The organism is Thiococcus pfennigii (assembly GCF_016583835.1).
Taxonomy (GTDB): domain Bacteria; phylum Pseudomonadota; class Gammaproteobacteria; order Chromatiales; family Chromatiaceae; genus Thiococcus; species Thiococcus pfennigii.
The window spans coordinates 36,948-50,840 of sequence record NZ_NRRW01000005.1; the positions used below are offsets into that span (position 1 = coordinate 36,948).

General features: G+C 66.9%; 9 protein-coding genes and 1 tRNA gene. 6 read left to right on the forward strand and 4 right to left on the reverse strand.

Annotated features, from left to right (window positions below; all coding sequences use genetic code 11):
• Positions 1-25 precede the first annotated feature (25 nt).
• Positions 26-101, reverse strand: a tRNA-Ala gene (locus CKO41_RS02880).
• A 585-nt stretch (positions 102-686) separates the two neighbouring features.
• Between CKO41_RS02880 and CKO41_RS02885 the strand changes: the two genes are divergently transcribed.
• From CKO41_RS02885 to CKO41_RS02910, 6 genes are all read left to right on the forward strand, one after another.
• Positions 687-2,825 carry a molybdopterin-dependent oxidoreductase gene (locus CKO41_RS02885; protein WP_200381202.1) on the forward strand — a complete coding sequence of 713 codons (2,139 nt, stop codon included), beginning with the start codon at positions 687-689 and terminating at the stop codon, positions 2,823-2,825.
• 533 nt (positions 2,826-3,358) lie between these two features.
• Positions 3,359-4,711: a YncE family protein gene (locus CKO41_RS02890; RefSeq protein ID WP_200381203.1), complete on the forward strand. Its 1,353-nt coding sequence runs from the start codon at positions 3,359-3,361 to the stop codon at positions 4,709-4,711.
• 379 nt (positions 4,712-5,090) lie between these two features.
• Positions 5,091-6,098 (forward strand): RidA family protein, encoded by a 1,008-nt coding sequence (locus CKO41_RS02895; protein ID WP_200381204.1) that lies wholly within the window; start codon positions 5,091-5,093, stop codon positions 6,096-6,098.
• 501 nt (positions 6,099-6,599) lie between these two features.
• Positions 6,600-7,079 (forward strand): hypothetical protein, encoded by a 480-nt coding sequence (locus CKO41_RS02900; RefSeq protein ID WP_200381205.1) that lies wholly within the window; start codon positions 6,600-6,602, stop codon positions 7,077-7,079.
• Between the two features lie 219 nt (positions 7,080-7,298).
• Complete coding sequence (gene clpB, locus CKO41_RS02905) at positions 7,299-9,893, forward strand: ATP-dependent chaperone ClpB (protein WP_200381206.1); 2,595 nt, start codon at positions 7,299-7,301, stop codon at positions 9,891-9,893.
• A gap of 307 nt (positions 9,894-10,200) precedes the next feature.
• Positions 10,201-10,812: a hypothetical protein gene (locus tag CKO41_RS02910; protein ID WP_200381207.1), complete on the forward strand. Its 612-nt coding sequence runs from the start codon at positions 10,201-10,203 to the stop codon at positions 10,810-10,812.
• Here CKO41_RS02910 and CKO41_RS02915 read toward each other — a convergent pair.
• From CKO41_RS02915 to CKO41_RS02925, 3 genes are read right to left on the reverse strand one after another with little or no spacing between them, the layout of a single operon-like run.
• Positions 10,809-11,954 (reverse strand): discoidin domain-containing protein, encoded by a 1,146-nt coding sequence (locus CKO41_RS02915; protein WP_200381208.1) that lies wholly within the window; start codon positions 11,952-11,954, stop codon positions 10,809-10,811. The two genes, CKO41_RS02910 and CKO41_RS02915, sit on opposite strands and share 4 nt — an antisense overlap.
• Complete coding sequence (locus tag CKO41_RS02920; RefSeq protein ID WP_200381209.1) at positions 11,909-12,937, reverse strand: hypothetical protein; 1,029 nt, start codon at positions 12,935-12,937, stop codon at positions 11,909-11,911. The genes CKO41_RS02915 and CKO41_RS02920 overlap by 46 nt, the downstream gene beginning before the upstream one ends.
• Positions 12,934-13,617, reverse strand: coding sequence for a hypothetical protein (locus CKO41_RS02925; RefSeq protein ID WP_200381210.1), 684 nt, complete (start codon positions 13,615-13,617; stop codon positions 12,934-12,936). Before CKO41_RS02925 ends, CKO41_RS02920 begins: the two co-directional genes overlap by 4 nt.
• Positions 13,618-13,893: the final 276 nt, after the last annotated feature.

Sequence of the window (13,893 nt, forward strand, 5' to 3'; positions counted from 1 at the left end):
CTTTTCATGGCGAGGATGCCTTTTTTGGTGGAGCCGAGGGGGATCGAACCCCTGACCTCCGCATTGCGAACGCGGCGCTCTCCCAGCTGAGCTACGGCCCCATTGCCACGGTGTCGGATCGTTTCGAGCGATCCGGCCATCGCAGACCAACTATTCTAGCACCGGCCCCCCGGGTTCGCGCAATCCCCAGTCGCGTTCTCGTTGGGCCACGTCCTGGGCGGCTGACGCGCGCCGTAGGAGCCGGCTTGCCGGCGATGGGCGTCGCCCGGATCGCCGGCCCGGATCGCCCGCAAGCGGAAGGCTGGTGATGACTCGAGGACAACCGGCACATCTCCTTGGAACTACTTGGAACTACGAAATACGCGAATCACGCGAAAAAACTCAATACGCATAGGATTATCCTCTGTTTTTCGCGACTGCCGTGTATTGCGTCGTTTCTTATATTCCCCGCGCTTGTGTCGGTCGTTTCTGCGCCCCTCTCCACCGCCGCAGGCAGCCGGCGCACCTCGTCTAAGCCCTCCTGCTGTTCAAAGCGGTCCCTCCGCGATGCGGTCCAGGCAGCGAGTTGACAGGTCGACTCCCGTCGCGTAACTAGCCGCCTGTTGTGGGGACCTTGTGCCGCGCTGCCGGCTCGTGGTCGCCGGAATGCAGGGGAGTTCCGTGATGCGAGAGGCGAAGTCCGCGGTATGAGCCGCACTGTCGAGGCGACCTGTCCGCTCTGCGAGGCCTGCTGCGGGCTGCTCTTCACCGTCGAGGGGGACGGGGTCACCCGGGTGCGGGGCGATCGCGATGACCCGCTGAGCCGCGGCTTCATGTGCACGAAGGGGGCGGCGCTGCCGGAACTGCACGAGGACCCCGACCGCCTGCGGCGGCCGCTGCGTCGAACCACGACGGGTTGGGAGGAGATCGACTGGCCGACCGCGCTCGACTGCGCCGCCGCGGGTCTGCGCGCGGTCAAGCGGGCGCATGGACCCGATGCCGTCGCCGTCTATCGAGGCAACCCGAACGCCCACAACCTGGGCCTGCTCCTCTTCGGTCACGGGGTGATTCGCGCGCTCGGCACGCGCAACATCTATTCGCCGACCTCGATGGACCAGTTGCCGCATATGCTCGTGGGCCTGCGGATGTACGGCCACCAGCTCCTGATGCCCGTGCCGGACCTCGATCGGACCGACTTCCTGCTGATCGTCGGCGCCAACCCGCTCGCCTCGAACGGCTCGGCGATGACCGCGCCCGCGGTCGGACGACGCCTGCGGGCGATCCAGCAGCGCGGCGGTCGGTTCGTGGTCGTCGATCCGCGCCGCACGCGCACGGCCGAGCTCGCCGACCGGCATCTGTTCATTCGCCCCGGTCGCGATGCGTGGCTGCTGGCCACCATGCTCCAGGTGATCTTTGACGAGGGGCTCGAGCGGCCGGGGCGGCTCGGCGCCTTCGCCGACGGGCTCGAGGCGGTGCGCGCGGCCGTTGCACCCTTCACGCCGGCGCGCGTCGCGGCCTCGACCGGTATCGCCGCCGAGGCGATCGCGGCGCTGGCGCGCGAGCTCGCCGCGGCCGAGCGGGCCGTCGTCTACGGGCGCATCGGGACTTCGGTGCAGGTGCATGGTGTCCTCTGCCAGTGGCTCATCCAGCTGCTCAACCTGGTCACGGGCAATCTCGATCGCCCCGGCGGCATCCAGTTCACCTCGCCCGCGGTCGACCCGCTCGGGATCCTGCGCCTGTCCAAGCCGGGCACGGTCGGGCAGTGGCGCAGTCGCGTGCGGGGGCTGCCCGAGTTCTGCGGCGAGCTGCCGGTGGCGGTGCTGGCCGAGGAGATGCAGACCCCGGGCGAGGGCCAGGTGCGGGGGCTGCTGACGATCGCCGGCAATCCCGCCCTGTCGATGCCCGGCGGGGAGTCCCTCGATCGGGCGCTCGCCGGGCTCGACTTCATGGTCAGCGTCGACCTCTATCTAAATGAGACGACCCGCCATGCCGACATCATCCTGCCGCCCGTCTCGCCGCTGGAGCGCGATCACTACGATCTCGTCTTCAACATCCTGGCGATCCGCAACGTCGCCAAATGGTCGCCGCCGGTGCTCGCGCCACCGGCCGGCGCCTTGGGCGATTGGGAGATCCTGAGCGGGCTGCATCGGCGTCTCGCCGAGGGTTGGCGGCAGCGGGCGGGGGCCGCGCTCCTCGGGCGTCTCGGGCCGCGCCGGCTGCTTGCGCTGGCGTTGCAGGTCGAGGCCCGTGGTGCCGGACTCCTCCCGTCCTCGAAACACCTGACCTTCCGCCGGCTCGCGGCGGCCGTGCACGGCGTGGACCTCGGGCCGCTCGCGCCGCGGCTGCCGGGGCGGCTGTGCACGTCCGACCGGCGCATCGATGCGGCTCCCACCGACTTCATCGCCGAACTCGCGCGGCTCGCCGCCGCCCGCGAGCCGCCGGTGGCCGAGGGGCTCGACTTGCAGCTCATCGGTCGGCGCAGCCTGCGCAGCAACAACTCCTGGATGCACAACCTGCCGCGGCTGATGACCGGGGCGGATCGCTGCACGCTCCTGATGCACCCGATCGACGCCGCGGCGCGCGGGCTGAGCCAAGGCGAGCGGGTGCGGGTGCGCTCGACCCATGGGGCCGTCGAGGTACCGCTGGAGATCACCGAGGCCATCATGGCCGGGGTCGTGAGCCTGCCGCACGGCTATGGCCACGACGGCGAGGGCGTGCGGCTCTCGGTCGCCGCGGTGCGTCCTGGCGTCAACGTCAACCGCCTGATCGACCCGACGGCGATCGATCCGCTCGGCACGACGTCGGTGCTCACAGGCACGGCGGTGGCCGTCACGGCCGCCGACTGACGCCATCGCAGGGCGGTGGTCTGGGCACTCGCTGAGCGCGTGTCGATCTCCTGGGTGAATCTGTCAATCCAGCTTAACGTAAATGCTGCTTGACAACCGAGCGGGTCGAGTCACTAAACTTGTCGACAACTTACAGTGCCGCCCGACTCGATCAGACCGGTTGCGAACGGGGTTTTCCGGTATCGGGTGGTGGGACCCAGCTCCCCCTGGTCTCGCGTCGGCGAGCGTCGGGCATTGGGGCTGCGATCTCCGAGCGAGGAATCGGTGCTGAAGGATACGCCGAAGGGACTGGCCAAGAGAGGGCAGGTGCTGGAGGGCGGCGCCTCGTGACGACCGCCGTAGCGGATGTCGCCCCTGGAGATCGCGGGAACGACCGCCGTCCTCCGGCCGGTCTCCGGACACGCGGCGCGCACGGCCGGTGTCGCATCGCCGAGGTCGACCCGACGCCCGGATCCCGCGTCGGGCCTACGCTCCTCTTGGTTTCATCTCCCGCTCGGTCGATTTTCCTATCCGTTCAAATCTGAGTCTTGGAGATGGACAAACGCATTATCAAGGCCAATTTCCGAACCGTCGATTTCGAGAACAACAAGAAGCTGAATTCCGTGGTGTTCTATGGGGCCGTGCGGAATCCGCTCAGGACCCATACCTATTTCATCGTCGATCTATGGAATTCCCAGTGCCACATCGTCGAGCTGAGCAATCTCTATACCTTGGGGAATTTCCACAAATGCCTCCAGGTGGTCGAAAGGAATAATCACAAGCAATATACATCTTTTCGGCGGCTGCGGACCCTGTTTCAGGACGGAACCTACACCATCAAGCAATACGGCCTGCTCGTCGGTGCCAACATTCCGCACCACGTCAGATATATCGGCGACAAACGGTTCTGGATCGGCAACGTCGGTACCCACAACGCGTTGATCTGCGATCTGGAGAAGCGGCAGGTCACGTCGGTCGTCCCGGACACCGAAGATATCATCCTGGGGCCTCAAGTCTCCTACGACGAACGCACTGGCGAGGTGTTCTTCCTCACCTACGAAGTCAAGGGCCATTTGCAGCTGAGCCTGGTCGACCCGCAGTTCAAGAACCGCTTTTCGATCAAGAAATGGAATACCAAGACAGACGAGATCACGACGGTTTGGACCGATGAGATCAACTGCCTGTTGGTCGACGGCTTCCGCGTGACGGCCGACCAATCCTATGCGATCTTCAGCGATCTGCGCTTCGCCCTCGACGAGGATTGCCAGTTCGATCCCAATGCGGTCTATGTCGTCGATCTGAAGACGCGCAAGACCTGGGAGATCCCGGGGCTGAAGGCCTCGGCCCATGTCGAGCCAGACCCCGACGACCCGCACGTCTTCTACATCTCCGAGCATCAGATCGGGATCGTCGTCAAAGACGAGGTCACCGAGCAGGATGTCGCCAAGAACCCCGACGTGACGCTGATCGCGCGGCTCAAGTTCGTGACGAAGGAGATCGGCGGGGTCGTCGGCGTCGCCTCGATTCACAAGTACCGGATGACACCCGAAGGGCCGGTGTTGCTCGGCACCTACGCCGCCGGCAAGGACTTCGTCCGCGCGACCTGGCATTTCGCATTCAAGAACAAGGGTCGAAAGTACATCGCCTCGATCTCCTCTCCCTACATCGTCATCATCGATGCGGAGACGATGACGCTGCACAAGAAGATCGACACCGGCATCAAGCCGCTCTATGGCCTGCATGTCTCGGCCGATGGCGAGCAGTTCTATTGCAATTCCTTCTTCGATTTCTACATCGTCGACTTCGACACCGGCAAGGTGCAGGCGACCTTCAATTTTCAGAAGCGGCGCAAGGGCCACGTCTTTCACATCTCGGCCCATACGATCACGGTGGATAACTTTTACTGATCGAAGATCTCCTCTTCATTCAGCGGTTTCTTGCCAGTTCGGGGCTGGCGGGGTAACGTGTCGTCATGCCAGATGAGCCCAGCGAAATCGGTTGTGCCGTGCATGAGGGCTTGTCCGGTCGCCTGCGTGCGAGAAGAGCGAATGATCGGCCCTCGCCAGGTCGATCCTCGCGGCGCGGCCGGCGGGTCGGCGCCGACCGACCTCTCAGTCTCGCCAGGTCCATCGGGCCTCGCCCGGGCACCGAGACCGGCTCGCGCTCACCGCCGCATCCAGGTTGCCTGGTGGCGATGTCGACGGGCGCGCGTCGAGGCCGATTCGTCGCCCATGGACGCCCGATGCGCGGGTGACCGGCCAACAGATTCTCGAGGTACTCAGCGGTATGGAATGTCTTGTCGGCAAACGCCTCATATTGGAATACATCGTCGATACCGATGCCATCGGCGGCGACTTGGTCGATTATGTATGCGACAAGGATCTGCTCGTCTTGCAGGAACGGATCGTTTCTCCGGCCAGCAAGCTGAGCGAGGTCAAGCCGGTCAGCGACAATCCGCTGGTCATCGTCAACGACGACCGCCTGCCCGTGCAGCGCTCGGTCGTCGCCGTCCAGAAGACGGGCCTCGATGCGTTTCAGCGGCTGGACTCGGGTGTCCTTCTCGAATCCGAGGACATCCGGATGCTGTTCAGCTATCCCTTCCTGACCGGGCGGGAGATCTCGTTCGACTCGTTCAACGAAGTCTATCGTGGCTTGGATGACCTGCTCCGGCAGGCCGGCTTCACAGAGACCAACATCGTCCGGACCTGGTTCCTCGTCAAGGAGATCCTGCGCGACTACGACCTGCTCAATGAGGTGCGGGACGAGTGGTTCGGGAGATGGTTCACGAAGGATTGCTTCATCCCGGCCAGTACCGGGATCCAGAGCCGGATCAACGAGGCGGGCCACTTCTCGCTGGAGTTCCTCGCGGTCGACGGGGCGGGCATCGCCATCGAGCAGATGCACTGTGCGCTGCAGAACGAGCCGATCGAGTACGGCAAGATGTTCAGTCGGGGCATCCTGCTCTCCACGCCGCAGACCCGCATCGCGCTGATCAGCGGCACTGCCTCGACCGACAAGTGCGGCGAGGTCAAGTACCTGGGCGACGTCGCCCAGCAGTGCCAACACATGCTCGATTCGGTCAGGGACCTGCTCGAGGGCGTGGGCATGGGGTTCGAGAACGTCGCCCAGGCCATGCTGTGGCTCAAGCATGGCGAGGACAGGGAGGTGTGTCTCGATCTCGTCGCGCGCAATGGTTTCCCGCTCGAACGGTGCGTGCTGCTGCTCGACTGCAACGTTTGCCGCGACGAGTGGCTCTGCGAGATGGAGGTGACGGCGGTCAAGAACGCCGGCTGACCGGCCCGCCCGCGGCGGGCCGGGTATCGTCGCGTTGTGCCCGTCTCAGGCCCGCCCGCAAACGGGTCCCGCATCGACCCGGCCGGGCAGGAGAGGGGACGCCTTCGCATCGGGCCGAGAACGACCGGTGCATTCGTCGGGTCGCCGTGGGGCATGCACCCCATCTTTTGGGGTGCCGCCACGCCGGCATGCGCGTGAGGGGCATGGATACCCGACGTCGCAGCCTGTCATCGGAAGATTCGGGCGCGAACGGTTCTCCAGCCAGCCGCTGTCGCGTGTTTCGCGCCTCTCCTAGTACAGCAGTGCGGATGTTCCGAGACCGCCTCCAACGACGATCGTTGTCGTTGTCGTAATCGACGATCGGACTACGATTAGGATAACGACAACGAACAGCCTCGGGACTTCTGAAGTGCTGCACTCGGCGCTCGTGCAAGGCCCGCATGATGTGGAGGCCGCGCTCGGTTGGGCTCGACTCGCGGGCGGGCGAGGGTGGCATCGTGCATGGATCCATCGACCCGCTGGAGGGAACTCGCGTTGGTTCGGCGAAACGAGACGCCGGTATCGGACTTCGTCCGGGCCATAGGGCTGGTTCTCCTGTTGCTGGCACCGCTCTTCGTGGTCCTGTGGTGGCTGAGTTCGACGCCGTCGCCGATCGAGCGATGGCTGCGCGGTGAGACCGCACCGCCGGCGTCGGCGCTCGGCGAGGCGCCCCCATCGCTGCCGACCGACTCGCCCACGGTGCCCGTCGCCCCCGGTGACCGTCAGCCAACGGTTGCGCCCGACCTGGTACGCCCGCCGAGCGGACGACAGGACCCTCGGTCGGGTGCCGAGATCCGTTGGTCGGAGCCGGAAGCGCTCCGCGATGCGGCTTGCCACGAGGCGACCGTGTCGGTCCTCTACGACGACAGCCACGAGAACCGTGCCCGCCGCGATCGCATCTGCAAGACCGTCCGATCCGGGGCGTCGCAGTCCCGGGACTGACGCGGGCTGGCGGCCGCCCGCCGGTTGCGATGGGCGCCGCCCGGGAGTCGACGATCCTCTCACCCCGACACCGCCGCGAGTGCGAGGCGGCGGAATTCACGAGACCGCCCGCTGCGGCCTGCGACCACGATCATCTCGGTCGGATCGTCGGCATCTTGATTGCTTCCCGGTGATGCCCCAATTCGGTGCATAACCTCGGTTTCCATCGGAGAAAGTACGATGCGGATGGACAAATTGACCAGCAAGTTCCAGCTGGCGTTGGTCGAGGCTCAGAGCCTCGCCGTCGGCCGCGATCACCAGTTCATCGAGCCGGCGCACCTGATGGTCGCGCTGCTCGACCAGGAGGGCGGTACGGCCCGCCATCTCCTCGCCCAGGCCGACGTCAAGGTCGACCAGTTGCGCTCGCGCCTCGGCGAGGTCCTCGACCGGCTGCCGAGCGTCGAGGGCGCCGGCGGCGACCTGCACGTCAGCAACGACCTCAACCGCCTGCTCAATCAGACCGACAAGCTCGCCCAGCAGCGCAAGGACCAATACATCTCCTCGGAGCTCTTCGTGCTCGCGGCCCTCGACGACAAGGGCGAACTCGGTCAGGCGATGCGCCAGGCCGGCGCCAGCAAGGGTGCGATCGAGAAGGCGATCGAGACCATGCGCGGCGGCCAGTCGGTCGGCGATCCGAACGCCGAGGACACCCGCCAGGCCCTGCAGAAGTTCAGCATCGACCTGACCGAGCGGGCCGAGCAGGGCAAGCTCGACCCGGTGATCGGCCGTGACGACGAGATCCGCCGCACGATCCAGGTCCTGCAGCGGCGCACCAAGAACAACCCGGTCCTGATCGGCGAGCCCGGTGTCGGCAAGACCGCGATCGTCGAGGGCCTGGCCCAGCGGATCGTCAATGGCGAGGTGCCCGAGGGGCTCAAGTCCAAGCGCCTGCTGGCCTTGGACATGGCCGCCCTGATCGCCGGGGCCAAGTACCGCGGCGAGTTCGAGGAACGCTTGAAGGCTGTCCTCAACGATGTCGCGCGCCAGGAGGGCAACGTCGTCCTCTTCATCGACGAACTGCACACGATGGTCGGGGCGGGCAAGGCCGAGGGCGCGATGGACGCCGGCAATATGCTCAAGCCCGCGCTCGCCCGCGGCGAGCTCCACTGCATCGGCGCGACGACGCTCGATGAGTACCGCAAGTACGTCGAGAAGGACGCCGCGCTGGAGCGGCGCTTCCAGAAGGTGCTCGTCGACGAGCCGAGCGTCGAGGACACGATCGCGATCCTGCGCGGCCTCAAGGAGCGCTACGAGGTCCACCACGCGGTCGAGATCACGGACCCGGCGATCGTCGCCGCGGCGACCCTCTCGCACCGCTACATCACCGACCGCCAGTTGCCGGACAAGGCGATCGATCTGATCGACGAGGCGGCCGCCCAGCTGCGCGTCGAGATCGACTCGATGCCCGAGGAGATGGACCGCCTCGACCGGCGCCTGATCCAGCTCAAGATCGAACACGAAGCCGTGCGCAAGGAGACCGACGAGGCCTCGCGGAAGCGCCTCGCCGACCTGGAGGAGCAGATCGAGCGGCTCGAACGGGAGTTCTCCGACCTCGACGAGATCTGGAAGGCCGAGAAGGCCGCCGTGCAGGGCACGGCCCACATCAAAGAGGAGCTCGACCGGGCGCGCTTCGAGTACGAGACCGCGCGTCGCGCCGGCGACCTCGCCCGCATGTCCGAGCTGCAATACGGGCGCATCCCCGAGCTCGAGCGGCAGCTCGCCAATGCCGAACAGGCCGAGCAGGGCGAGACACGGCTGCTGCGCAACAAAGTCACGGCCGAGGAGATCGCCGAGATCGTCTCCAAGTGGACCGGTATCCCGGTCTCGCGGATGCTCGAGGGCGAGCGCGACAAGCTCCTGCGGATGGAGGCCGCGCTCGAGGGTCGGGTCGTCGGCCAGGACGAGGCGCTACGCGCGGTCAGCGACGCGATCCGCCGCTCGCGGGCCGGCCTCGCCGACCCCGCCCGCCCGATCGGCTCCTTCCTGTTCCTGGGCCCCACCGGCGTCGGCAAGACCGAACTGTGCAAGGCGCTCGCCGAATTCCTCTTCGACACCGAGGAGGCGATGGTGCGCGTGGACATGTCCGAGTTCATGGAGAAGCACTCGGTCGCGCGCCTCATCGGCGCCCCGCCGGGCTACGTCGGCTACGAGGAGGGCGGCTATCTGACCGAGGCGATCCGCCGTCGGCCCTACAGCCTGATCCTGCTCGACGAGGTCGAGAAGGCTCATCCGGACGTCTTCAACGTCCTGCTCCAGGTCCTCGACGACGGGCGCCTGACCGACGGCCAGGGCCGCACGGTCGACTTCCGCAATGCCGTCGTCGTGATGACCTCGAACCTGGGCTCGGACATCATCCAGCGCCTGGCCGGCGAGTCCCACTATGCGGCGATGAAGGAGGCCGTGATGGAGAGCGTGCGCCAGGCCTTCCGCCCCGAGTTCATCAACCGGCTCGACGAGATCGTCGTCTTCCACCCGTTGCAGTCGGAGCAGATCCGCGCCATCGCCCGGATCCAGATCCGCTATCTGCAGGCGCGCCTGGCCGATCGCGAGATGCGCCTGGAGATCAGCGACGCGGCCCTCGATCACCTGGGCCAGGCCGGCTTCGACCCGGTCTACGGTGCCCGCCCGTTGAAGCGGGCGATCCGCACTCAGCTCGAAAACCCGCTCGCGCAGGCCATCCTCGCCGGGCGCTTCGGCCCGGGCGACATCATCGAGGTCGACCTCGGGGCCGACGGCCTGACGTTCGAGCAGGTGATCGAGGGCGAGGTCGTCTGACGGCCATGGCGCCCTGCGCCATCCCGTGGGTAAGAGGCGTAGGATCCGGCGATGCAAGGACCTGCATCCATGGGACGGCCAAGCGCAACTGCGGCGCTCTTCAGCGCTGGGTGAGCTGGAGCTTGGGGCGGCATGCCGCAAGGGCCGAATTGGGGCGCAGATCGGTCTGAGCTGAGGGCCGGCGGCTGGAGGCTGGAGGCTGGAGGCTGACTACGCGATTTAGCCGGTATGTTATCTCGCGGGAGTTGGCTCATCGGCTTGACGGCCGGCGATCGATAGACGAGATCAAACGAAAAGGGGGTTGGACATGAGAAGGTTGCTGCTCGTGACGAGCGTCGCTGCCGTGTCGCTGCTGCCGGCCGCCGCGATCCCACCCGCGCTCGCGCAGACGAGCGTCGCCGAGATGTTGGAGCAGGCGCGCGCCAGGGCGCGAGACATCGAGGAGCTGAAGCGGGTACTGAACGGTCCCGATCAGAACATGCGGCTGGCCGCCTTCGACGTCATGGTCACGAGCGGTGACGACGCGATGCGGCAGGTCGCGATCGATGCCGGGCTGGCCAGCGCCGATGCGCTGTTGCAGGGCATGGCGTTCAAGGAGGCGATCCTGGGTCTCAATCGCATCCTGATGTCGCTCGAGGTCGACAAGGGCCAACCCGAGGAGGTCCAGGCACGGGCACAGGCGATCCTGCAAAAAGACGGCTCGTCCTACGAGGTGCCGATCGTCGAGGGCGACCGCAAGACCGGCGTGTTCAAGACCCGGGGTTCCGATACAGGCCAGGTGTCTGGCACGACGGTGACCTTCAAGAACGGTTACGACTCGGGTCAGCTCGCACTCGTCGACGAGACGACGATCCGCGGGCCAATCAGGATCTACCAGCGCGGCAACGGTGGCTTCATCGCCACGGCGAAGATCCGCTAGCGGGATTCGATCACCCGCAGGCGCCCGAGTCCGACCCGCCGGCCGCCGTCGGCGGGGGCGCTGATCGCCAGGCGGACGTGTCGCGCCCAGCTCGGCGCGATCGAGACCCTTGCCACGCCATCCTCGAACGCGATCGGCCCCCCGGCGACGCTGCGCCAGCGGCGCCCTTCGCCGGTCGCCGAGATCATGATCTCGACGACGGCCGGCAGGACGCCGGGATCCTCGATGCCGCGGCCGTCGAGCTCGATGCCGGTGATCGTGGTGCGGCCGCCTAGCAGCTCCAGCTCGATCTCGACCGGCCAGGCGTCGACGTCGGCGATCCACGGCGGTGCGTCGTCGCTCGCGACCAGGTTCGCGGCGCGGTGCGTCGCATCGATGGGCAGCGCCGACCAGCCGGTGATCGCTGCGCCGGCATCGGCCGCCACCGGCGCCGTCGCGCCGCGCATGGCTGCCGCCGGAGCCAGCGGCGCGCTGTTGCCCAAACGGCGCTCGACCTTCTCGAGCAGGCGGTCGAGGCGGATCACCTTGCCGACACCGAAGCGCGAATCGACCGACAGCAACATGCCGATCGGCGTGTCGCCCGCCAGCAGCAGGCTGCCGCTTTGCCCCTTGACCAGCTGGTTCGTGGCGTGGGTCGGCTGCACCCGCAGGAACTCTCCGCCATCGTCGTCGATGATCGCCACCGATAGCTGCGCGATGCTGCCGTCGGCATTTACGGAGCGGATACCGGCGATCGCGTTGGCGCGGATGTGGGTGTTCACGGCGCGGCTGATCGCCACGATGCTGTAGCCGCAGTCCTGACGGAGGCCACCGGCGACGTCAGCGATCGCGATATCGTCGCCGAGATCCGTGTAGCCTGCGGCCTCGCCGAGCAGCGGCGTCCTACCTTCCCCGAGCAGGGCCGCCATGTCACCCGCCTCGTCGGCAACGTGCATGGGCAGGATGGCAAGGCAGCGATCGCCGAAGTGCGCGAGGTAGGCCTGGCCGATCTCCAGCGCCGGGTCGTCGTAGGAACGCACGAGTGCCTGGTGAGCGACCGCTGCGTGTGGGAAGGCGAGACAGGCGGCCAGCACGGCGGTGCCGATCCGGTGTGCCTTCATGATGTTGGTGCCTTCGTGAACCAGCGCATGACGCGCCGCCACAGGTCGGCCGGCGGCGGTGCATCGTGATCCTTGCCGACGAACGGGTGCAGGCTCACGATCAGTGTCATGTAGGCGGCGAGCAGCGAGCCCCAGAACCCAATCGCCGGATTCGCCGAGAGCCTCGCGAGCGGCCCTGGCCGGAAGTCGTAGCCGCTCTCGCCGTAGCGTTCGATGGTCAGGCTGTCGGCGCGGCCGAACGCAACCACCTGCATCAGGCTGCCCCCTGGGGTGACGCGCACGAAACCCTTGGGCCCGGGCTGTCTGTGCCCGGGCTCGGGCTCTGGCTCGCCGAGTCGCACCTGGTCGCCCAGCATCAGTGCCGCCTCGTCGACCTTCGTGCGCCGGTCGGCCGATTCGTCGCCCGTGTAGACGATCACGCGGCCCGATTCCAGCATGTGCGAGCCGGACCAGCTGACGGCGCGGCCGAGCGTGGTCGCGCCGTAGAACGGGAAGATCCGCGTGTCGACCGGTGCGGTCGGCCAGACCAAGTTGACGGCGGGACCGAGCGCGGCGTCCTCGATCAGCCCGACGATCGAGAAGGTGCCGACACTGCCGGCGTGGTTGGCCCGCAATGAGATCGCGAATCCGCCACCCGGGTTGGTCTGGAGCATGACCGCCAGGTCGCCGTCGAGCCGCACGACCTGCTCGGGCTCCTCGAACCGCCAGGCCTGCCAAGTACGGCTGCCGCAGGGATTGGCGCCGCTCGTCACGCGACTGTCATCGGGGAGGTCCAGTCGCTCGCGCGCGCACAGCACTGCACCATCGACCTGCCAGCGCGTCTCGGTGCCTCGTGGCAGCTGGATCTCGACGATCTGGGTCGCGACCTCGACGCTGAATTCCCATTTGGTCGGCAGCACGAGTTGCCCGCCAGCGAACAGGATGAAGGCGACGATCGCCGCGATCATGGTCGCGACGGCCACCTTCCACCACGACAGCCGGGCGCGCGGTTCCTCGGTGCTGTCCTCCGTCGCCCCGTCGGTCATTCGCCGGTACCGATGATGTTGATCGCCACCGATGGCTGTTCGCGGCCGAATCGCTCGCGAATGATCGTTACGCCGACCGCATCCGCGGTCGAGGCGATCCTTGGCCTGCAGACGAAGTCGTAGGTCGTGCGGCGTCCCTGCGAGATGTATTCGCAGGCGCTGACGTCGGCGTCGCCATCCAGTGCGTAGAACACGTCGGTCGCGCCGAACGAGTTGATGAAGATCGCGACGTCGTCCGTGGCGTTTGGGCTCGACGGGCGCACGAGGTAGTAGTCGCTGCTGCCGCTGTCGCAGCGGCCGGCGCTGGCCAGCAGTGCGAGGCGCTCGGATGCGTACTCGCGCAGGACGTCGCCGAGCTGCGACCGGTAGGGCAGCCGCACGAGGCCCGCGGCCTCGCTGGGGACCTGGTACTCGTTCTTCGATGTGTAGATGCCGTCGCGCGAGGCCGCCTCGAGGCAGATGAAGCCCTCTCCCCGCCGTGCGGTTGCGTTCACTGCGATCGCGTCCTCGACCACGGCCGCGGCGGCGGCGCCCACCATGATGCCGACGATGACGCTGCCGCTCACGGAGACTTCCGGCTGATAGGATTCTGCGAATGGGTTGCTGAGCAGACTCGCGGTGCCGGGTCCTTGGGCCGCGGCGGCGAGCGGGAAAGCGAACAGGAAGACGATCCGATGCATGTCGTGTCTCCTGAATGCCGGGTCGGGCCGGCGATCCTCGTGGCGCGCCGTGCCCGCAGACATCGGCGATGTGACAGTGAACCACGCCCCGCGTGGTCGAATGACAGCCCGCGACCGCCGTGCCGCCTGAGGAGGGATGTCGGGTCGTCGACAACTCCCTCGGCGGTGATATAGGCACTCGTGCATTCGGATCCAAGGCAAGGGTGCGGCCTTCGAATTCAGAGCGCCGGCAGGGTTCGCCGATAGGCCTCTTCGGCATGCCCCGACCGATCGGAA